At 45.7% G+C, this 22,567-nt stretch carries 16 protein-coding genes; 2 read left to right on the plus strand and 14 right to left on the minus strand.

Annotated features, from left to right (window positions below):
- A partial coding sequence (locus BLQ81_RS20135; protein ID WP_317042048.1) for a group II intron maturase-specific domain-containing protein occupies positions 1-327 on the plus strand: 327 nt, incomplete at its 5' end.
- Positions 328-464: 137 nt separating this feature from the next.
- On the opposite strand, the gene BLQ81_RS20140 is transcribed toward BLQ81_RS20135, so the two are convergent.
- Positions 465-3,182 carry a DUF6797 domain-containing protein gene (locus BLQ81_RS20140; RefSeq protein WP_092734353.1) on the minus strand — a complete coding sequence of 906 codons (2,718 nt, stop codon included), beginning with the start codon at positions 3,180-3,182 and terminating at the stop codon, positions 465-467.
- A gap of 270 nt (positions 3,183-3,452) precedes the next feature.
- On the opposite strand from BLQ81_RS20140, the gene BLQ81_RS20145 reads away from it, so the two are divergent.
- Complete coding sequence (locus BLQ81_RS20145; RefSeq protein ID WP_092734356.1) at positions 3,453-7,202, plus strand: DEAD/DEAH box helicase; 3,750 nt, start codon at positions 3,453-3,455, stop codon at positions 7,200-7,202.
- A 68-nt stretch (positions 7,203-7,270) separates the two neighbouring features.
- Here BLQ81_RS20145 and BLQ81_RS20150 read toward each other — a convergent pair whose 3' ends face one another.
- From BLQ81_RS20150 to BLQ81_RS20205, 13 genes are all read right to left on the minus strand, one after another.
- Positions 7,271-10,141, minus strand: coding sequence for a type I restriction endonuclease subunit R (locus BLQ81_RS20150; RefSeq protein ID WP_092734359.1), 2,871 nt, complete (start codon positions 10,139-10,141; stop codon positions 7,271-7,273).
- A gap of 113 nt (positions 10,142-10,254) precedes the next feature.
- Positions 10,255-10,842 (minus strand): PIN domain-containing protein, encoded by a 588-nt coding sequence (locus tag BLQ81_RS20155; protein WP_217636695.1) that lies wholly within the window; start codon positions 10,840-10,842, stop codon positions 10,255-10,257.
- A 10-nt stretch (positions 10,843-10,852) separates the two neighbouring features.
- A complete protein-coding gene (locus tag BLQ81_RS20160) occupies positions 10,853-11,296 on the minus strand; it encodes a helix-turn-helix domain-containing protein (RefSeq protein WP_092734362.1) in 444 nt (147 codons plus the stop codon).
- Between the two features lie 216 nt (positions 11,297-11,512).
- Positions 11,513-12,145: a transposase gene (locus BLQ81_RS20170; protein ID WP_092734368.1), complete on the minus strand. Its 633-nt coding sequence runs from the start codon at positions 12,143-12,145 to the stop codon at positions 11,513-11,515.
- Positions 12,146-12,208: 63 nt separating this feature from the next.
- Positions 12,209-13,210 (minus strand): restriction endonuclease subunit S, encoded by a 1,002-nt coding sequence (locus BLQ81_RS20175; RefSeq protein WP_217636696.1) that lies wholly within the window; start codon positions 13,208-13,210, stop codon positions 12,209-12,211.
- Positions 13,211-13,272: 62 nt separating this feature from the next.
- The gene (locus tag BLQ81_RS22540) at positions 13,273-13,446 is read right to left on the minus strand and encodes a hypothetical protein (RefSeq protein ID WP_217636697.1); all 174 of its coding nucleotides are present in this window, start codon (positions 13,444-13,446) and stop codon (positions 13,273-13,275) included.
- On the minus strand, positions 13,443-14,594 hold the full coding sequence (locus BLQ81_RS20180; protein ID WP_092734371.1) for a Fic family protein: 1,152 nt from the start codon (positions 14,592-14,594) through the stop codon (positions 13,443-13,445). Before BLQ81_RS20180 ends, BLQ81_RS22540 begins: the two co-directional genes overlap by 4 nt.
- A gap of 126 nt (positions 14,595-14,720) precedes the next feature.
- The gene (locus tag BLQ81_RS20185; protein ID WP_092734405.1) at positions 14,721-16,289 is read right to left on the minus strand and encodes a type I restriction-modification system subunit M; all 1,569 of its coding nucleotides are present in this window, start codon (positions 16,287-16,289) and stop codon (positions 14,721-14,723) included.
- Positions 16,290-16,622: 333 nt separating this feature from the next.
- Positions 16,623-17,168 carry a superoxide dismutase gene (locus BLQ81_RS20190; RefSeq protein WP_245693327.1) on the minus strand — a complete coding sequence of 182 codons (546 nt, stop codon included), beginning with the start codon at positions 17,166-17,168 and terminating at the stop codon, positions 16,623-16,625.
- 35 nt (positions 17,169-17,203) lie between these two features.
- Positions 17,204-17,344 (minus strand): hypothetical protein, encoded by a 141-nt coding sequence (locus BLQ81_RS22850; protein ID WP_245693328.1) that lies wholly within the window; start codon positions 17,342-17,344, stop codon positions 17,204-17,206.
- A gap of 333 nt (positions 17,345-17,677) precedes the next feature.
- Entirely contained in the window at positions 17,678-20,764 is a 3,087-nt protein-coding gene (locus BLQ81_RS20195; RefSeq protein WP_092734374.1) for an efflux RND transporter permease subunit, read from the minus strand.
- A gap of 12 nt (positions 20,765-20,776) precedes the next feature.
- Positions 20,777-22,294 (minus strand): efflux RND transporter periplasmic adaptor subunit, encoded by a 1,518-nt coding sequence (locus BLQ81_RS20200; protein WP_092734377.1) that lies wholly within the window; start codon positions 22,292-22,294, stop codon positions 20,777-20,779.
- Between the two features lie 12 nt (positions 22,295-22,306).
- Positions 22,307-22,555: a hypothetical protein gene (locus BLQ81_RS20205; RefSeq protein ID WP_092734381.1), complete on the minus strand. Its 249-nt coding sequence runs from the start codon at positions 22,553-22,555 to the stop codon at positions 22,307-22,309.
- Positions 22,556-22,567 lie beyond the last annotated feature (12 nt).

A 22,567-nucleotide genomic window follows, 5' to 3' on the forward strand; every position in this document is an offset into this window, starting at 1 on the left:
GCGTGTATGAGTGAATCTTCTAAGACCTCAGTCAGGGATAAACTCAGAAAATTTTCGATAAGGAAATTCAGAGGAAATATCCAAGAACTGTCATCTGCTATCAATGTCATGTTAAAAGGCTGGATTAACTATTACTGCAAGTTCCATAAATGGACTACGGTAGGATTGTGGTATTGGCTGAACAGAAAATTGATAGAATGGAAGATGGCTCAGAAACGGAGAATGGGTAAAAGAAAGGCTATCAGGTGGCTGGTAACAGTTTACCGGGGAAAGCCAAATCTATTCGCACATTGGCAACTTGTACCACCAACTCTTGGTAAAAAGTAGGGGACCTGACTTTGGAAGCGTCCGCCGCGGCGGAGAGACTATCACGCACGGTGCTGTGAGAGGTTTGGGGTGAAATTCCCCTTACCTACTCGACTAGATATTATTTGAAGTTCATCACAAGCTGAAGCATGTCGACCTTACTCCCGTCCTTCCCCCAATTGATGAATTGTATTCTGAACTAATCCGACTACATCTTTTCCTCTGTAATCCTTAACCTGGTATTGGATTTCCATTCCCCAGGTTGGTTTGATCTGTGGGATGTCCAGCAGGATGGACTTTTTGTCTTTTCCAAGGGTTGCTTTGGTGACGGTCAAGGTTTGTTCATTGTAGTGTTTGGATCCGTACTTTCTGGATCGCAAAAGGTCCCAAGTCTTCACCGTGTAGTGTGCAGTATCCGCGACACTTTTTGCATTCAGTTCGTCAGTGAAGTTCAGCTCAATTCCCTGGCTTGTTGCTTTGATTCCCACAGGAATGACCATGGGCTGATCCACTTTCCTTATCCGGTAAAGCCCTCCCAGTTGTGGCTGGGTGGATCCCCAAGCTGAGAGTCCACATAAGTACAATTGTCCATCTCCCGGATTGAATCTGCCTCGCATCACTCCGGTGGAAAATCTTGGCACGGGCAACTCAAAAACCCCTCCCTGTACCTGTTCTCCGATTTTTTCAAAGGGAACCACGAATACTTTTCCGTAGCCGTAGGACAAATTCAAAAGTTTTCCGTCCAAGGCTCCCCACTTTTTACTATCCACCCACAGCATTTCGGAAGGAGATTGATCCCGCTCCCGATCCACCCATACGAGTGGGAGTTCCATCCCCTTTTCGGTGCTGTCGGCAGGGGAATTAAATCCAAACATATTGCCGTAGAATCCGCCCTTTTTCACCCAGTTTACCCTGTTCATCGGATTCCAATGCCCTTCCTGATCGGTTACGATGAAGGTGCCGTCAGGATTGAGGCAAACCCCATTGGCTGCTCTAAAGCCGGTGGCAATGATCTCGGTCTTCTGCCCGTCTTTGCTCACTTTGATCAAGGTGCCATGCTGAGGAACCAATGCCTCTCGGGCATGCCGGGCACTTTTTGCGTAGTAGAAGTTCCCTTCTTTATCCGTCTGAAGTCCCATGGCAAATTCATGGAAGTGATCCGTCACCTGATGGTCATTGTTGAAGCTTTCGTAAAAATCGGTTTCTCGGTCCCCATTGAAATCATGCAATTTGATCAGCTGATCTCGGCAGGTGACAAAGATCTCCTCATTGACTACTTTGATTCCCAAAGGCTGAAATAGGCCCGAAGCAATCCGCTGCCAGGTGAGTTTGCCGGAATTTTTGGTGAATCCTTCCACCAGCCACACGTCCCCGTCGGTCGAACAGATTACCCCTTTGTTGGGATCTTTGAAAAAGTCCAGCCCGCTTAATCTAAACTGATTTTTCCAGGGACTGTCAAAAGGCGGATTCATGATGTCAACTTGAAAGGGGCCCTCCTGTGTTCCCTCTGAGACTTCTGAAGTTAATTTTTGGGGATATCTGGCAGGCCCACCTTTGATTAAAGGATCTAAGTCCTCGGGGGGGCTGGAGGTTTTGGTATATTGCTGAAGTCCTTTCATTCCAGGTTTTCCCAGCAGCAGTTTGATCTTGATAGGTTTGGACGGGGCCATCTCCATCACAGTAAATCCTCCCTGCTCCTTCAAGGTCGCGCCTTCTCCCACGAGCACCACGGAAGTTCCGCTTGGAGCGACCCGCATTTTCAGGGATTTATCTGAAGGGGAAATATTCAGTGTTCGGGTGAACACCGGTTGATTTTCCACGGTTTCCAGTCCAAATGTTTCGAGAATTTTAGCAGTGCCAACGGTGTAGGAAAGGATCACCCGGTCCTTAAATTGATAGAGTCCCTTGAAATGCGTCCATTCCCGCGGAAGGGGCCCAAACTTTCGTTTATCTCTAGCCGTAAATCTCGGGTCATCAAAAGTTCCTGTTGTCAGATTTGCCCAAGCAGGTACGACGGGATTTTGAAAATGCAGGTCTCCAGCAGTTCTAGGAGAGATATTATGCTTTCCATTAAACAGGATCGCTTCCCAATCGATAAATCCATCTCCTGTCCAAGCCCCGGCTACCCGCATCAAATCGTGATCAAACATCATCCAAGCTTTGCCTGCGGCAACTCCTCCAGGTCCTTGATCCAGTCTAACGGCAATGCCCTTGTAGGCAAAATTGGCTTTAGCCAGATTTTCATCCTTAAGCGGTGCAGGGCCAGTAGACCTTTCTCTAGGTGCTGGGTTCAGGCCCACCAATTCGTATGTGTTGATCAAAAAGTTTCCATAGTCCATCTCTGCCCAAGGCTTAAATTCCTTTGGGGCAGGGCCTGTAGTCGTACCAGCTGGTAAACTTGCCAGGTAAGTAGAATCTATCTCGAAGTACTGATCTGGATTTTCCTTTTGGATAAATGTTTCCCTTAGGTAATTGATGATGTCATATTTCTCTACAGGAGTGAGGTTGACTTGTGGAGGCATGGACCCATAGCCACGGGTGAGCGTCTGATAGATCGAGTAGGGATCATTTCCCACTTTAAATTGATCCTCCCAAAATTTGAAAGCCGTGGGAATAGATCCCACCTGATCGGGATTCCCATGACAATTGAAGCAGATATTGTTGTAGATGTGTTCCCCGGTTCGTATCGACTCGTCATGTCGGTCATCCAAAGCAGTAAGGAGTCCTTTGTGGTCGATATTCTTTTCGTAATCGGGAAGGTCGGATTCGGAAAGGGTAAATCCGGTTGGGGAATCAGTTTCATGATTTTTTGGATTACAGCTGAATAAAAGCATTACTGCCAAAAGCGTTATCAGTCCAGATTGGATTTTTTTCATGTTGACTGAAAGGATTTCATGAGCAAATGGATAGAATCTGAAGGAATTTAACCTGAAATTTGGATTTGACAGTGGATTGAGTTCAAAATCAGTTCATTCCAGGGATTTTTTGGCAATCATAAATCATATCCGATTGGATAGAAGTAGCTCCTTTGGAATCCGAACAAAGAAGTAACTCGACAATTCCTGACAGCTTGCTTCAAATTCTACAGATTTTTTGAATGTATTTTTCAATAAAAAAGCATTTTTGGATTTTGATAAAAACTGCACATGGTCACGATCACCCAAATTCAGTCTGAAGTACTATCTAAAATGATTGATCTTTATCCTCAGGTGTTATTGGAAAGAGGAGAAAAATTATTTTGGGACGAGAAGATTGATCTTTTTGAACAATCCGAGGATGAAAATGAGTTTTTTTTCAGTGTGCTGGGTTCAAGGAATGCTACGTATCAAGTGGATGTGGATCTCACTCCAAGCAATGATGGCGGAAGGAAGACTCAGCCCGAAAATCAAACCTTTTGTTCTTGCCCTTATTACTCAGACTATGGGAAGTGTAAGCACATTGCGGCTGCATTTTGTGTTTTGGAAACGCTGGAAGTGGTGCAGCCTCAGCTCGGACTTTGGTCTGATTCTTTTTTGAAACCTGTTATTCCAAAGAAAACTATTATGCCTGAATCTGAGCCTCTCACGGAATTTTCGGTGCCCAAAGAAGAGATTTCAAGACTAGGAGAGTTTTTGCCCGGTCATTCCAAGAGTAATTCCCGATATCCGGTCCGCTCTCTAAAGCTTTTGGCATATGGTATTGAATACGGGGTTTACATTGGGGGATTTCCCATAGATGTGAGAGTAACTTATAGTGGCAAAAAAGAAGTATTTAAGGTTGATTATCCAAAGTCCTGGAAAAAATATGATGCTGATATTTTCCAATTTCTAAAAGAGCGATTTTCGGAAAAGTATAAGGATCAAAATTTTCTGACCGATGAAATCCGTCAAAAATCCATTGAGAATTTTCTGGAAAATAGAAATTTGCTTCCAGTGGTACAGGATGCAAAAACAGCTATGACCATTGACCTTATTGGGGACAGGTTGGATTTTCGATTCTCTGGAGAGCTTACCGGATTGAGAGATCTCAATGAAATTCAGGCCAATCTAATGGAGCTTTTCCCCAAGGCCAAAGAAGAAGAGGTGATCCAAAGGTTAAAGGATTCTGATCGCGCCAAAGAAGCGGGGAAATACAATTTGGGGTTTGGAATTATATTTAACAAATATAATTATAGTTTAAGTCTTTTGCCGATTCTAGGTAAAGGAAAAAAAGATGACCCGGAAGGCTTGTACACCCGACTGGAGCTGCTGAAAGATTCCAAAGACATTCGACTGGCAAAACCGGAAGGATTGACCGAGTTAATCTATCTGGTCAATACATTCAATCGAAACGGCGAATCCAATGAGGAAGAGGAATTATGGAAAACCGGAATGAGTTTTTTCAGGCAGGCACTCAATTATCCTATGTACACCATGGGTTCCCACCATACCAATTTCAATAAAATTTCCGCCAGAGATCTGTATGAGCGGGTTTACCCGTACCAAACCACGGCAAAACTTAAACTTAAGGAGTCCGGTTTTTTTTATGAACTCCAGCTGGTGCTACTTATGAATGGGGAGGAGTATGCCTTTGATTCAGCTATCCCAAACCTAAAACTCAAATCCGGATTTGGGTTTTTAGATGAAAAGTTGCTCTTCTTCACCGATTTTAGACAAGCAGAAGGTGTGGGCAGTCTAAGGAAAATTCTTCCGTTCAAATTCCCCAAAACTCAACTCGATCAGGTTGTTTCCCGGGTTATTCAGCCACTGAGTGCCTTTTTGCCTTTCGAGGATAACCAAAATCTCCTTCGATGGGTGGTAAGTGAAGGAGTAATCCACGAAGAACTGTACATCACAGAGATAGGAGGCTTGGTTTCCTTTGTTCCCAAAGTGATCTATCAGCACAGCGTTAGCATCAATCCGCTGGATCCGTCAATGCTGTGTGATCCAGAAACGGGTGACTTTGTGGAGCGTGATTTGGAAAAGGAGCAGTTGTTTCTGGATTTTATCAGAGATTTGCACCCACAATTTCTGAAAGAGTTACCCAAATTTTTCTTTACCCTTTCGGCCTCCGAATTTGCGGAAGGGATGTGGTTTTTGGAAGCTTTTGAAAAGCTGAAAGATCGGGGAGTCAAAACATACGGTCTGGAAAGTATTAAAATCAAGCGCTATTCACCGTTCCAGGCTAAAGTTACCACGCAGTTTTCATCTACCCAGGATTGGTTTGGGGTTCATACCGAGCTGAGCTACGGGCAAGAGGTGGTTTCGATTTTGAAGATTCGGAAATCCTGGGAAAACGGGGAGAAATTTGTCCAACTCGGCGACGGAAGTCTGGGCAAAATCCCGGAAGACTGGATGAAAAAAATGATCCGACTGCTCCGGGCTGGAGAAATGACGGGTGATGAGGTCAGGCTTTCGAAGTTGCATTTTATCCTGCTGGAGGATTGGGAAGAAAGCGCTGAATTTGCAAAAGTTCAGCAGGAAGTGGAGGAGAAAAAGCGAAAAATGACTCAATTCTCGGGAATACAGGAAGCGGCTATTCCCACAAAACTCAAAGCGGATCTGAGACCCTATCAGAAGACCGGACTCAACTGGCTTAATTTTCTAAGAGAGTTTCAATGGGGAGGGATTTTGGCCGATGACATGGGGTTGGGGAAAACGATCCAGCTCATCACTCTCATTTGCCAGTTGGCGGAGGAAAACCCCAGCCTTAAAGTGTTGATCGTAGCACCGACGACTTTGCTTTTCAACTGGAAAAAAGAACTGGAAAAATTTGCGCCTCACCTGGATTACTGGGTTCACCATGGAGACCGCTATGATACTGCCGGGGAGCTTTCCATGCATCAGCTCGTCCTGACCAGCTATGGACTCGTGATCAATGACCTGGAAATGCTCCGTGAAATAGAATGGGATCTCATCGTGGCGGACGAATCTCAGGCCATCAAAAATACCGGTTCGCTCCGGTACAAAGCGATGATGCGCCTCAAAGGAAAGCAGCGGATCGCACTCACTGGGACTCCGATCGAAAACGGCATTCAGGAGCTCTATGCCCAGATGAATTTTACCAATCCGGGATTTTTCAAGACTTTCAATCACTTCTCAGAAAATTTCCTCTCACCGATTAAAAAGGGAGATTCGGAAGTGGTCCAGTCACTCAAAAATCAGATCACGCCGTTTGTCCTTCGCCGAACCAAGAAGGAGGTATTGACCGAATTGCCGGATAAGATCGAGGAGTTTTTATACTGTGAAATGGGTCCAAGTCAGCGCGCAGTCTATGAAGCCAAGCGGGAAGAATACCGAAACTACCTGCTCAAAAAATTCGACGAGGAAGGAGCCGGTCAATCCAAAATGTTTGTGTTGGAAGGGCTTACCAGACTGCGACAAATCTGCGATTCCCCCAAGCTGACCGGCGACACAGACTTGCTTTCCAGTGCCAAAATCGACTTGCTGAAAGAGCATATTCTGGAAAAAACAGGAAATCACAAGATTTTGATCTTCAGCCAGTTTGTCAAAATGCTTGAACTGATTCGGGAGCAATTGGATCAGGAGGGCATAACCTACAGCTACCTCGACGGAAAAACCAGTCTGCCTGAGCGGGAGCGTCAGGTGCAGCGGTTTCAGGAAAATGAATCCGTTCGGGTATTTCTCATCAGCCTCAAGGCCGGAGGGACGGGACTCAATCTCACCGCGGCGGATTATGTTTACATCGTAGATCCCTGGTGGAATCCTGCCGTTGAAAATCAGGCCATCGACCGGTGCTATCGCATGGGTCAGGAAAAACACGTGGTCGCTTACCGGATGATCTGCCAAAATTCCATCGAGGAAAAAATCATGGAACTCCAATCCTCCAAAAGCAAATTAGCCAAAGACATCATCGGAGAAGGAGAGGGGATTCTGGCGAGCCTGGACCGGGAGGGAATGCTGGAGTTGTTTTCTTAAGCGGATTAGGAGAGCTAGTGGTAAATTTGCTTTTCCCCAATCGTCAGATCTCTCATAACCTCGTCGCCTCAAGCCGCCGCGATCCCACTTATAAAAGTGTCCACGAAGTCGATGATCTTTCCGATCACTCGCTCGGCTGTGGTTCTGCGTTTAGATAGGCCGGGTTTGTTTTTCATGATGGAAACGACCTCATCACGGAGCGGTTCCTTCTCGGTGTAGATGTAGCGTGAGATGACATCTTCCAGCCGCTCGGACTCCAGTCCTTCTTCTTCGCTCAACTTTCGGATTGCCTCGATTCGCTCTTTGGTCCAGAACTCTGCAAACTCATCCTGGATCTGTTCTGAGTCTTCGATGTGTGGCAAATTTTCCCGAATGAATTTCTCCACCAACTCTCGCTTGCTTCGTAGCTGAGATTCACCAACCATCGGGTCAACGATAGCTTTCTGCTGCTTCTCTTTTTCTTCTTCCGGTGCGTCCTTCAGTTTTGTCAGCAGCTTTAAGATATAGCTCACGTTGATCTCGTCTCGGTGGATCAGCTCCAGCTCAAAGTCCACATCTGCCAGAATCGAAACCTTCTCCTTTTGGTTTTCACCTTTTGCCTTGTCGTAAAGATCTAAGTATTTGCTCTTGTAGTCCTCAAAGGACTGCTCGGGCATGGACACATCCTCAAAGGTGAATTCGGTAAAAGTGCCAAGCACGTTTTTGATACGCATCAGCTCCCGGAAAGCCTTGATAAATTCCAGTTCCTCTACCTCGCTTGGCAGGTCGTTCACACTGTTTACGGTTGGAGCGATTTGCAGTAGCTTGATGAATGCCTCGTTGAACTTCAGGACGTAGTCTTCATACGGCTGCATGATGATTTCGTCCTTGGCGTTGATATTGGAGAAAAGTGTGATCGCGTCATCGGTCGCTTGCTTCAAATTTCTAAAGCACACGATGTTCCCCTGTGATTTCAGCTCGTTCAGAATTCGATTGGTACGGGAAAAGGCCTGAATCAAACCGTGATATTTCAAGTTCTTGTCCACGTAGAGCGTGTTCAGGTGCTTGGAATCAAAGCCTGTCAGAAACATGTTCACGACAAGAAGGATATCAACCTGCCTGTGCTTGACCCGATTGGCCACGTCGTTGTAGTAGTTGTAGAACGATTGGCTGTCCTTGGTAGAATAATTCGTGGCAAACTTGGTGTTGTAATGTCCGATGAATTCATCAAGAAATTCCCTCAGATGCTTCTTGCTCGGGTTTCCGTATTCATCCCTCGGATTGTCTGCCGCAATGCCGAATTCGCCCTCTTCCCAGTCTTGCTCAAAGCTGTCATTGTCTATCAGGTCCACATTTGCACCGTATGAGAAGATGGTCGCCACCGTCAGGTTGTGTTCTCCTGCCAGTTTCTTCTTGTGTAGTTTATTGTAGTAGTCTATCAGGGTGGGAACACTGGAAACGCAGAAGATTGAAGTGAACTCACGGTTGTGAGACTTCCTGCCATGATTGTTGATGATAAAATCTGCAATGTTGTTCAGTCGCTGTGGGGCTCTCATGACTTCCTCTTCGTCAATGGCCTCCATGTTGATGTCCAGGATGTGATCTTTCTTTTTGAAGGTGCTGATGTACTCCACCGAAAACTTCAACACATTCTCATCCCGGATGGCATCGGTGATCACATATTTGTGGAGGCAGTCTCCGAAAAGCATGGTGGTGGTTCGCTTGCCGTATGAGTTTGATCCGGCGTTCTCCTCAAAAATCGGTGTTCCAGTAAAACCGAACATCTGACAACCTTCGAAGAAGCCTTTGATATCCTCATGGGTTTTGCCAAACTGACTTCTGTGACACTCGTCGAAGATGAATACGATCCGCTTATCTTTCAGCGCTTCCATCTTGGCAATGTGTCGGGCTTTGCTGATTGCCGTGTTCAGTTTCTGAATGGTGGTAACGATGAGCTTTGTGTCATCAGCCAATTGATTGACAAGCGCCTGGGTGTTGTTGGTTCCGTCAATGCTTCCTTTGCTGAAGCTGTTGAATTCCTTGGTCGTTTGGTAGTCCAGATCTTTTCGATCTACCACAAAAACGACTTTGTAAACCTGTGGCAAATTTGTCAGGATCTGAGCTGTCTTGAATGAAGTAAGCGTTTTGCCCGAACCTGTCGTGTGCCAGATGTACCCAAATTTCGGAGTAGTCTTCACCCGGTCGATGATTGCCTCCACCGCATAAAACTGATAGGGGCGGAGCACCATAAGTGATTTTTGGGACTCATTCAGCACGACGTATTTCGTCACCATCTTGGAGATATGGCAGGGCTCCAGGAAAATATCGGTGAAGTTGGACAGCTGGGTGACCAGCTTGTTTTTGGTGTCGCTCCAATAAAAGGTCTGCTTGAAGGATCGGTCTTTCAGAGCTGAGTTCGCATAGTATTTGGTGTTTACCCCGATGCTGATTACGAAGATCTGGATGAATTGGAATAGCCCTTGCCCTGAGCCGTAAGAGTGAATTCCATATCGGTCAGTTTGCTTGAAGGCTTCCTTCAGTTCCAGTCCCCGTCGTTTAAGTTCGATTTGAACCAGAGGCAAACCATTAATAAGAAGCGTGACATCGTAGCGGTTTTTGTACTTGCCCTCTATCGACACCTGCTGGGTGACCTGAAACTGGTTCTGACACCAGTGGAGTTGATTGATCAGCTCGATAGTCTTGAACTCACCCAGATCATTGGTGTAGGGAATTCGGTCTCTCAGAATCTTGGCGCGTTCGAAGACGTTCCCTTTGTTGATGAAGTTGAGGATCTGAGTGAAGTCGTTGGTACTCAAACTTACCTTGTTGTGAACTTCGAGCTGAGACTTGAGATTTTGAAGTAGGTCAGCCTCGCCTTTGATAAGAACTCTCTTGTTCCCGAGCTTTTCGAGTTGGTCTACTAAGTGGTTTTCAAGTGTCTGTTCTGGTTGTGAAGTCATGAACGGCGTAAAAAAAACGACCCGAGAGCAGATCTTACGGTATGCTACTCGGGTACTGTTGATGCTAATATGTGGATTTAGTTGTTAGGTTCAAAGCAAGTACTGCTGAATTCTCACATTGAAGTTTCAGGATCAGGAAGATTTTTGGTCAAGCTTGTAAGAAGTGAGGAAGTTTTTGGTAATTCGGTTTTTGTGAGGGTTAGTAAAACATCACTTATGGATCTCGAAGGATTCTTGAGTCTCCCCACCATTTTAAGAAATGCTTTGATGGCGGGTCTTTGATTTAGTTGAATCAGCATACTGCAAAATTCATCAGGAAGGATAGGCTTGATGTTAAACTTTTCAAGGACTTCTGTTGGAAAGTCTTTCAAATTGGAAGTGACCAAGTAATCAGCTTCACATTTAATTGCTGCGGCCAAAACATGGTGATCGTCCTTGTCAGGTAAACTTATTTGGTTTGAAAATGTCTGCCAATCCTCCACCGAAGCATCCGGGAAAAATTCATCCATGGCCAAACTTGTCTGTTCAATTCGTCGAGGATCTAAGTCAGGCCGATTTAGTAGTAAGTTTCGTTTCCACTCTTTTTGTATTTCCTCGCTCCAGAACGGCTTGAATAATTCCTCATCAGCGAAGGTTAGAAGAAGGTCGCGAATTGTCATGGGGTACAACACGCAAGCGTCTAACAATGCTTTGATTTTCACGACTTGAAAATCAGTATCCCAAACCCATTTCTTGAGCCTCTTTAGCAAGAAACTCCAATCCTTTCCTCCTGATTTCTTTCAGGTCTGACTCATATTTCAATACATCAGAACGCTTTACCCGTCTATGCGACCCGACCTTCTTGGAGGGGATTTTTCCAGTATCGAGTAATTTAACCAAATGGGGTCGCGATACTTGAAGGAGGTCTGCGGCTTCCTGGGTGGTTAGTTCTTCATTGACAACGCTGATTTTTACGGATTTTCCTTCAGCCACTTCGTGCAACACTTTCTCAATTAGCAAAAAAGCTTTTCTCGGAACTTCGATCTTTCTTCCTTCGACCTCAAAAACCACCGCTTTTTTTCCTTCTAAAGAACTTCTCACTTGTTTCAACGCAGCCACAGACAGTTTGGCCTCGGTTTGCTCTTTTGCGGTTGGGTTTTTGAGTGTAACAGGCATGATGTTGGAAATTTTGGTTGATTTTGTTAAGGTAGCAAACGCAATAACCGAAACAAAGTTCATCGCAAAAAATGCATTGGGTTCTGATAAAAATCTCCATGAAAACTCCGTGAGTTTAAACAGATTTGGTTTAAACCCAAGAAGTTTGCTTCCCTTAAAAAGCAAAAGACACGCCCTGGGACGCTGATCTGATGGGTAGCGTGGTGTGTACAGCGATTAAGATTTGAATTTATCGTCATTCCATTTTTTTGGATTTTGGATGATGTAATTTTTAATCCGTTGGTATTCCCCATCATTGCGAATGATGTGATCGTGGTAATTGGGTTGGAAAAAGTGGTTGTTTCGATTGTATTTGGGGATTTTTAGGTGATGTAAATCAATGAAATCGTCAATTCTGGAATTTACGGCCGATTTGAATCCCGCCAAAAATGATGAAATGGATTTCGGTAATCGTATGGATTGCGATTGCGATGGCCGCAGAGACGCACGGCCGTGCGTCTCCTCGCGGCCGTGCGTCTGTACAGATTGCGAATCCGATACAATCCCCCCATCCAATTTCGATTGATTCCCCGATCCCGATTGATCAATGATAATAATCGAGTGTAGGTGATTGGGCATGATGATGTATTCATCGCAGATCAATTCCTGCCGTATTTCAAATGATAGTAGCCATTCCGTTTCCACGATTTTGCCAAAATCTGATAGAATCATTTGATTATCAGAATCTATTTCCCCCAGATTGGATATCCGGTGCTGGGTCACCAAAGTGATGAAGTAGAGGCCATCAGTATCATAATCCCATCCCGGCCTGCGGTGCGATTCGATCCGGTATTTGTTTAAGTATCGCATGGCATTCAAGAAAAAAATGGTTGACTGAATTTAAGATTTTTACACCAAAATGAGCCTATTTCATTACACAAACATCTTTTGTAACAGCCCCTTCTTCCAGGTCTGCGTGTGGGTGATCTGTTGATTCAGGTTCTCGCTACTCCAGTCTAAGCTTGTCAAAAATTGGACGATTTTTCTTTGCTCTTCAGCGCATGGAATTTCAATTTCAAGCTCTTGAAGCTGGCTGTTGTAGAGATGGACTACAGAAATGCCTTGAGCCATTTTTGCAATCTCCTGTTTTTTCCGGTGGTTCAGGTAAAAGGAAAGAAAGACTCCGTTTAATGAAGAGCGTATGATGTTCAGGTCTCCGCTCAAAGCCACACCTGCTTGTAGAACACAAGCGGCTCTTGCGATATCAATTTGCGTTTCACCGGAAGAAGGAATTAACACGTCGTTTGCTTGGCTTAAAACCAAAGTTTTCGGATCAAGTGACGTTCTGGACTTCACATGATCGATAACCTCTGCATAGTCGGTGTAAAGCTCCCCATACCGGACACATTCCAAGTCCCCGTAGGGTGTGATATCAGCTTTTGAAATCCCTTTTCCCTTCAAAAACTTTGCTACCTCCCCCAACTTCCTCTCCTCCCAATCCGGGAAGTCGGAACCGTCGTCGGCTTTGAAACGGAGCTTCTGAGAAAAGATCTGTTGCATCACACCCTTCTTGTAGGCTTCCAGCTTTTCCTTTTTGGCCTGAAGCAACTCGATCCTTCGGTCCACGGCTGTGAGAAACTCGGCGATCTTTTGCTGCTCGGTTAGGATGGGGAGAATTACTGGAACTTGGGAAAGTGTTTCTTGGCCAACGTTATATCTTGTGCTTCCTCCACTCTTGGAAGTGATTTCATTTCTTGATCTTGGAGTTTTCAGGAGGTAGTTCAAAAACGATGGGTCATAAACACCAACTTTTTTTCCTCTTATAACGAATCCCCCAAAAGTAGCTGGTCTGGTTTTGTCAAGATAAACATTGGCCTGACCAACTTCCTCACGGGTTTCAGAGCTTCTTTGAAATAGGATGTCTCCATATTCCACTTTGTATTTTTCGAATTCGGCTTCCGACAGTACAACTGAGCCGAGAATTTTATCGTGTGTGATTATCTCATTTCAATGATGTCAAGGACGTTGATGAATTTCTCACCAGATCCATAACTCTCTTTTGAGCCATTGTACCCGTTTTTAAATTGCAACAGTTGTCCCAGATTTTGTTCCAACCATCCTTCATGGAACTCTGCAAACCGCAACTTCGGCACGTTTCTGTTTTCGCTCATGATTGGTTAAAAAGGTTGATGTATTCACTGAAAGCAAAGATTCGGTTTCTTTTATACCCGGTGAGTTCTTCCAAGATTCCCATATCCTGGAAGTCTTTGATCAGCCGATTAGCTGTGGAGGCATGGATCTCCAATCGCTCCGACACATAGGCCGTATCGACGATCGGCTGCTTGTAGAGTTCGTTGATCAGTCGCTTGGCATCTTGCTGTTTTTTGCCCAGGCGGATCAGCTGTGTGAGTTCGATCCGATCCCGTAATTCAATGATTTTTTGGAAGGTTGAGATGCTGGATTCGGTCGTTTCTATCACGCCCACCAAGAAAAATTCAAGCCAGGTTCGCAAGTCGTTTTTCTCCCGGACCCGCATGAGATTGTCATAGTAATCCCGTCTGTTCCGCTCGAAGAATTCGGACAGGTACAGGGTTGGCTTTTGTAGCAGCCCCTTGTCCAGCAGGTAAAGCGTAATCAACAGTCGTCCGATCCTGCCGTTTCCATCCAGAAATGGGTGGATCGTTTCGAACTGGTAGTGAATCAAGGCGATTTTAACCAGATGCGGTACATGTGAGGGTGGGTCATTTTGATCCGAGTGGATAAAATGCTCCAGATCACTCATGAGTTCGGGTATCTCATCATGCGTGGGAGGGACGAATATCGCATGCTTGAGGCTAGGACCTATCCAGTTTTGACTGGACCGGAATTCCCCCGGCAGTTTTTCTTTGCCTCTTACTCCCTGAAGTAACGTTTCGTGGGTTTGTCTGATGAGACGTGTAGAAATCGGGAGTCTTTGCATCTCTTCCATCGCCTGGTTCATGGCATCGATGTAGGCATGGACTTCGTTCCAATCATTTCTGCGCTCAGGATCCAGATCCTGTTCTTTTACCAAGGCTTCCTGAAAAGAAGTTTGGGTTCCTTCTATCTTGCTGGAGACTGTGGCTTCTTTGGTGATGTGCATCTTGATGAAGAAGTCAATGTCGGGGATCAGATCCGAGAAGGCATCCAGCTTACCCAGATTCCGGTCAGCTTTGCTGAGCAGTGTCATCAATGCCGGGTCTGCTATAAGCCACTCCTCGTTGATTTTTTCGGGACTGAAGCTCTGGTATTCCAGCCGCTTAATCCACTTTCCCGCTTTGAATTCTTTGAGATCTTTCATGGTTTTGCGGCAATCATGAGTTTTTATAATTGCACTTAGTGCGTTTTCTGCAATTATAACAATTTATAATTGCATTTGGTCGGTTTTCTGCAAATAAGAAATCCCTTATTTGCACTTGCGCAACCATCAAAACGGTCTTGAAATTCCCAGCTGCTTGCAAAAGCCGATCAGCGACACTTCGTTGGACTTGAGTTCCGAGTCCAAGGCTCTCAGATCCTCGGCCACCTGATCCAGGTTGATTTCATCCTCTTCTTCGAAGGTGTCCACATAGCGGGGGATATTCAGGTTGTAGTCGTTTTCGGCGATTTCGGCCAGGGTTGCCACATAGCTGTACTTCTTCACCGTTTTCCTACTTCGATAAGCCTCCACAATTCGCTCCACGTCTTCTTCACGAAGCTTGTTTTGATTGCCGACCTTGATGAAGTTCCCTTCACCACTGCCATCGATAAAGACCACGTTGTCGTCTTGCTCCCGGCACTTCTTAAGCACCACGATACAGGTCGGGATAGAAGTCCCGTAGAAGATATTGGCCGGAAGTCCGATCACCGCATCGAGCACATTTAGCTCACGGATTAGGTACTCTCGGATTACTCCTTCGGCTGCCCCGCGGAAAAGCACCCCATGCGGGAAGACGCTTGCCATGATGCCATTGTCGGCCAGTTGGAAGAACATGTGCTGCATAAATGCAAAGTCCGCCTTGGTCTTGGGTGCCAGTCTCCCGTATTGGCTGAATCGCGGGTCGTTCTGATAGATCGGATTTTCGTCTCCCTTCCAGTGTGCGGAAAACGGGGGATTTGCTACAATCGCCTCAAATCGTTGGTCCAGGTGTTGGGGATGCTCCAGCGTATCCTCCTGCTTGATGCTAAACTCCCGATAGTGAACCCCGTGAAGGATCATGTTCATTCGCGCCAGGTTGTAGGTCGTTCGGGTCATTTCCTGCCCATAGTACTCGCTGACCTTGGCTTCCTTGGCCACCCGGAGTAAAAGCGATCCCGAGCCACAGGTCGGGTCATAGACGGATTTGAGTTTCTTTTTTCCTGTGGTGACGATTTTTGCCAGAATCTTCGAAACCTGCTGTGGTGTGTAGAATTCCCCAGCTGTTTTTCCTGCACCTGCTGCAAATTCACCGATCAGGTACTCGTATGCATCTCCAAGCACATCAGACTCAATGTCTTCCAGACGGAAGTCGATCTTGTTGAGGTAATTCAGAATCTGGACGATGATCGCATTTCTTGCAGCCACAGTTCTGCCGATTTTTGTAGAGTTCAGATCCAGGTCGTCAAAGAGGTCGTTGAAATCCTCTTCCGAATCCGTTCCCATCGTGCTTTGCTCGATATGGTTGAGAATAGACTTCAGGTCCTCCAGGATGTAGTTGCTCTCAGACTCGGTGTCGGAATTGCCTTTCGCAGCGATGGCCGAAAAGAGTTGATCTGGTCTCAGGAAATACCCGAGCGTCTGAAGGGATTCCTCCTTGATGGCATCCAGCAGTTCGGGGTCCTTCAGCTCCTGGTAATCCTCCACGGATTCCCCTTCGAGGAGCGGGTTGGCGTAATTGTTCTGTCGTTCGGACAGGTATTTGTAAAAGATAAAGCCCAGGATGTAGTCCCGGTAGTCGTCTGCGGAGATTTTTCCTCTTAGCAGATTGGCAATTCCCCAGAGCTGGCTTTCCAGTTGGCGTTTTTGATCTTCAGACATAGAAAGTTTTGGGTTCATTGAAAACCTGTTTGGCGTTGGTGGTCTGGTCGGTTGAAAAAATCAGTGACACAGGATCCGGTAAAACGGATTTCCGGCAATATATTTGGATGCTTAAAAATAGGTTTTTCGGTGGAAAGGCAAAGGGGCGGGGGTGAAAAAGCTCAGAGAAACGTATTAATCATTTTTTTTACCTGATAATCTCAGCCCTTCAAGAGCAATTATCACATTTGCCAGTTCCGGTGCCTAAGAAAAACAGCAAGTATTAAAAATGAGCAAGATTTGCAAAAACAGCAGGGTTGCTGCCCGTGTCAGATTACGCTTCATTCACCCAATTTACCCAATCCATCCAGCGATACTGAATCGCTCCGCTACATTGTCCCAGTTGATGATCGGGAAGAGATTGTCCACAAACTCCGCTCTTCTGTTCCGGTATTTCAGGTAGTACGAATGTTCCCAAACATCAATCACCAAGATTGGGATTACACTCCATTGAGTGAGTTTCTCGTGGTATTCGCATTGCATCACCGAAAGTTTTCCTGTAGACGGATGATAGCCAAGAATGCCCCATCCGTTTCCGTCAACTCCTTTTGAAGTTTTCGAGATCAGGAGTTTAAGTTTATCGTAGGATCCAAAATCTTTTTCAATCTGTTTGAGCAGTTCTCCCTTGGGATCAGATTTCGTATTGGTCAGATTGGCCCAGAAGATGGTGTGAAGAATATGAGAAGATAGGTGAAAGGATAATTTCTTTGTCCAGTAATCCACAGTTTCCACATTACCTTCATCAATTGCCGTCTGAATCATCTGAAGATCCTTGTTGGCGGCTTTGACTTCGTCTCCATGATGAAAGGTATAATGCAGGTGAAAGGTCTCCTGATCCATGTGGGGCACCAGAAATTTCCATTGTGGGGTAGGGACTATAAGGCCAAATTTCCCTTTGCATCGGTTAGCTTATCCATTCCGCTCTCTTGAATACTGGCAGAAAAAACACTGTTGACAGTTAGTATCGAAGCACCTCCGATGATGGCTGTTTTCTTGAGAAAGTCTTTGCGATTCATAACATAAGTTTTAAAGTAATCCCAATTGGGGCAGCCTCTGAGAAAATGAGTGGCTTGTGAGGCATTTTGTACTTGAATTACACTGTTGTGTTGGGAAACATAGCCTGTAAATTTCACAATCTCTTTTTCCCTCCACCAATATAGAACCTAGAAATACCCCAATAGTTGCACTGGACTTCTTCTAATCCTAGGCGTTTTTTTTAAACCTAAAGATAGACCCACCCTCATTATTCGCTAAAAAAAGGGCGAGGAGACACGTTCGAAAAAGAAGTTCTCACTCGCCAGGTTATTTAGCTTGACTAGTCCAAGGTCCAACCGAATTTTTTTGAAGGCTTAAGCTTTCTTGGTCGGATTATTCAACTCATACACACAAGGAATTACGATCAGATTCAACACAGTGGCCGATATCAAACCACCCAAAATCACCACAGCCATCGGGCTTTGAATCTCGTTCCCTGGTTCATTACTGTTCAAAACCAGCGGAATTAAAGCTAAGCCTGTAGTAAAAGCGGTCATGAGAATTGGGTTAAGCCGATCCAATGCACCGATCCTCAGCAAATCCCAGCCTTGTAGCCCTTCTTTCCTCAGATCCTCATAGCGGGAAACTAATAAGATCCCATTACGAGTGGCGATTCCGAACAAGCTGATAAAACCAATTGTGGCTGCGATGCTGATGATACCTGAGGTGAAATACAGGATCAAAATCCCCCCGATCAAAGCCAGAGGAAGATTGATCAGCACAATTGCTGAGAGTTTAGCGTCTTGGAATTCATAGTACAGCAACAAGAAGATCACCAAAAGTGCCATCAATGCACTAATCAACAGCATTTGGGAAGCTTTTTCTTCACTTTCAAACTGACCGTCGTAAGCGATCCGGTAACCGATGGGCAGTTGAATTTCTGAGGCGATGACTTCCTGAATATCATTCACTACACCTCGGAGATCACGGTTTTGGACATTGGCAGCTATGACGATGTGGCGTTGAACATTTTCTCTGCTCAGCGAATTGGCACTGCTGACTGAAACCACCGTCGCTAATTGGCTTAAGGGCAATTGCCCTCCTCCCGGTAGCTGGATCAAAGCACGCTGGATAGCATCCATCGAGTTTCTGGATTCTTTTCGGTAGCGTACGATGAGGTCAAAATAAAATTGACCCTCGTAGATCTCACCTGCTTTTTCTCCGGCAAAGGCCACGTCTATCTGATTCATAAGATCACCAACGGTCATCCCGTACGCAGATAGCATTGTTCGGTTTGGTGTAATCCGAATCTGAGGAACTTCGATTTGCTGATCCACTGCCACGTCAGCGATGCCCTCTACCGTTCGGATCTGGGTTTCGATGTTTTTCCCGATCTCAAACAGTTTAGGCAGATCGTCACCAAATACCTTGATGGCAATATTGGCCCGTGTACCGGAGAGCATGTGGTCAATTCGGTGCGCAATCGGCTGTCCGAGCGTAATGTTTATCCCTGGAACCAAACTTAGCTTAGTCCGCACTTCTTCGAAAAACTCCTCTTTTGTCTTCCCGTCCAACGTGAAAGGCACATCTATCTCGGCAGCGTTTACCCCTTGGGCATGCTCATCCAATTCTGCACGACCAGTCCGACGAGTTACTACTTCCACTTCCGGCATTTCCAAAAGCAGCGTTTCAATCATTTTCCCGGCCTTATTGCTTTCTTCCAAGGACATACTTGGTACGCCAACAGCCGAAATCACCAAAGACCCTTCGTTGAACTCAGGCAAGAAACTTCTTCCCAGCTGTGCAAATAGAACCAAACTCAGAAGGAACGCACCTATGGTAAGACCGAGTACCAGTTTTGGAAAAGCTAAAGCCTTTTCAAGTACAAGAGCATATTGTTTGCGCAACCAGCGTTCAACTTTTGTTCCTTCGGCTTGCTTTAAAAGCACTTTTTCATCCCTTAACAAATAGGAGCACAGCACCGGGGTAACCGTCACCGCAACCACTAAGGAAGTCAAAACCGAGGTGATAAATGCAATCCCAAGTGGCTGCAGCAGCCTTCCTTCCATTCCGCTTAGAAAAAAAAGCGGCACAAACGACACGATGATGATCAGGGTAGCGATGATAATGGAACTACGGATTTCCATGGATGCATCTTTGACGATTTGGATGACTGGAAGTCGCTCCGAAATGGGTTTTCGGATATTCTCCCGAAGCCGCTTGAAGACATTCTCCACATCAATGATCGCATCATCCACCAATGCACCAATGGCAATAGCCATCCCTCCAAGACTCATCGTGTTAATCGTATAGCCTAACAGGTTAAGGACGATGATCGATACAAGCAGGGAAATCGGAATTGCCAGCAGCGAGATCAAAGTTGTCCTCCAATTCATCAGGAAGATGAAAAGCACGACGATTACGAAGAAAGCTCCTTCCAATAAGGTCCTTTTCAAGTTGGAAATGGAGGCCTCGATGAAATTTGACTGGCGGAAAATCTGATTTTGGATTTCTACACCCTTTGGCAAAACAGAACTCAAATCTGCAATAGCAGCGTCAAGACGCTCGGTCAGTTCCAAGGTATTGACTTCGGGTTGTTTGGAAATCGTCAAAATCACCGCGGATTCGGCATTGAGCGAACCATCACCGATTTTGTCAGAAGTTCCAATTTGTACCTCCGCCACATCTCTCACATGGATGGTCTGACCATTGACCTGTTTCAGCACGGCTTCCTCCAAGTGATCGACTGAATAAGCCCTACCATTTCCTTTGATCAGGTACTGATTGCCGTACTCATTCAGGAATCCACCTGGAGCATTTTGGTTGCTTTCTCTGACTTTCTCAAAAAGCTCAACTAAGCCAATATTGTAGTATTTCAGCTTTTCGGGATTTGCCAATACCTGATATTGCTTGTAATCACCGCCGATTACTACTACGTTGGCGATCCCACCGATTGACTTGATTCGGGGTCTGATCGTCCAATCAGCTAAGGTTCTCAATTCCATCGGAGAAAGGCTGTCCGAACGAATCCCCAAAAGCATGATTTCCCCCATAATCGAGGATATCGGTGCCATAGTGGGTGTACCGACTCCTTCCGGCAATACTTCCTGCACCATTGGAATTCGTTCACTCACGATTTGCCTTGCTCGGTAAATATCCGTTCCCCATTCAAACTCCACCCAGACGATGGATATTCCGGGAGCAGATGAGGATCGGATTCTCCGAACATTTGGAGAACCGTTGAGAGCAGTTTCCAATTGATAAGTCACCAATTTTTCTACTTCTTCCGAATCCATGCCATGTGCTTCGGTGAGGATCGTCACCGTCGGTGCTGTCAAATCCGGAAAAACATCCACATTCATCGTTCGGGCCAAATAAATTCCCGCAACGCTTAGTAAAACTGCTACCAACAAAACCATAAAGCGGTTTTGCAGGGAGGTCGATAAAATCTTGTTTAACATTGATTAGATCGGTTAATGCGCATGACCATGTGCTGGTGCCTGACCTGACATCGAAGCCATTTTCACCTGGAAAGCTCCTCTGGTGACTACTACCTCACCCGGCATCAACCCATATAAAACCTCGACTTCGGATCCGTTTTTCTTGCCGATCTGAACATTTCTACGCTCAAAACTTTCTCCCGAAAGTTGTACAATAACAGAATACTGCCCGTAATCTTCCAAAAGTGCTGACAAAGGCATCATCGGTCGACTGGTAGGAATACCCACAGCCAATTGTGCTTCAGTGAAACTGCCTTCCGGCATTTCTACTCCTTCGTTTACCTCAGCATAGACTGACAGAAGGGGCTGATCAGATTCCACTTCTTTGCCAACAGAGAGGATTTTCCCACCCTTTTCTTTGAGACTGGACCAGTTACCCGGACTGGTCTGGTAGAAAATGTCCTGAAGTTGCTGAAGCTGGGCAAAATAAGCCGGGCTAACTCTGACTTCAAGCAAACTGCTTTTGTGGCTGGTCACCGAGAAAAGGGCTTTGCCTTGGTTGACAAATTCTCCGCTTTGAGCAGATATGGTTTTGATGTATCCATCAATCGGTGAGATGACTTGTTTTCCAGATCCGGTGTAACCACTACTTAGCGTTTCATAGTTGGCTTTGGCAATCAAGTACCGCTGTTCGACTCGTTCAAATTCAGATTTGGGTGTGATCCTAGCCTCAAATAGTTCTTTTTTACGGTCGTATTCGGATTTGCTTTGATCAAACTCCACTTTGGCTTTTTGGATTTCATTGCCCAGATTTTCGGTCGTCAGTCCCGCGCCGCTTACAGTCATGAGAACTTGGCCTTTTTTGACAGGACTGCCTTCTGTAAGCATAACTTTAGAAAAGGCCACTCTACCAGTAGCAGGAGCAATCAAGGTTTGATAATCAGACGGAGCCACTTTCCAAATTCCCGAGGTGGAAATGACCTCAAGGACTTCTTTTTCTACCACCGGAGCGGTTTGAAAGTCCATTTTCCAGGCCTGCTCTTTCAGAAATGAAATTGCGTTGGGGATTTCTGCTACCACAGGAACACTTTGTGCTGCGTCTTCCACCGTTGAAAAAACCTGCACGGTGCCTACTTCTATTCGGTCGGAGTATTCTGGAGTTTTCAGCTCAAAAACCAAAAGGTAATTGCCTGCTTCTTTTGGCTGTAAAGTGGGTGTGAAAATCCCGGGAGATGAAGGGGCTTCAGCTGTGCTTCGAATCCCTTTCCCGTCTTTGATCAGATTGACGGTAACGGACCCTTCCCGGACTGCCCGATGCTGATCCATTACCGTAAAATGTGCGGCAAACCTGCTGGGTTTTCCTACGACCAAGGCCGGAAACTCAACAAATAGCTCCGTCTGTCCAGTCCAAATAGTAAAGTTCAAAGCTGGGACTGCACCCTCTTCATGAACATGCTCTTCGCCATCTTCATGACTGTGAGCTTCTTGTTCCTCTGCTGACTTGCAACCTGCCATCAACAGAAGAATTGTCATCGTATATATCAATCGCATACCTCTGAGTTTTTAGTGATCGGTGTGTGTTTCCCCGTCCTCATGTTTATGAGTTCCGGTAGCAGTAGAGTCTACCACTGTGAATTCTTCTTGAGAAGTAGAATCATGGGAATGATCTCCTTCGGCTCCGTGGCTATGCGTTTCCTCTACGTGTTCATGTGAGTCAGGTCCATGTTCGTGGCCTTGTTCTTCGGTTGATTTTTTGCCACAAGAAAGGGCAAGTACTAGTGTTGATGCGATAAGAATTTTTGAGATTTTCATAGTGTCTTTGTT

This window comes from Algoriphagus alkaliphilus (assembly GCF_900103735.1).
Lineage (GTDB): Bacteria > Bacteroidota > Bacteroidia > Cytophagales > Cyclobacteriaceae > Algoriphagus > Algoriphagus alkaliphilus.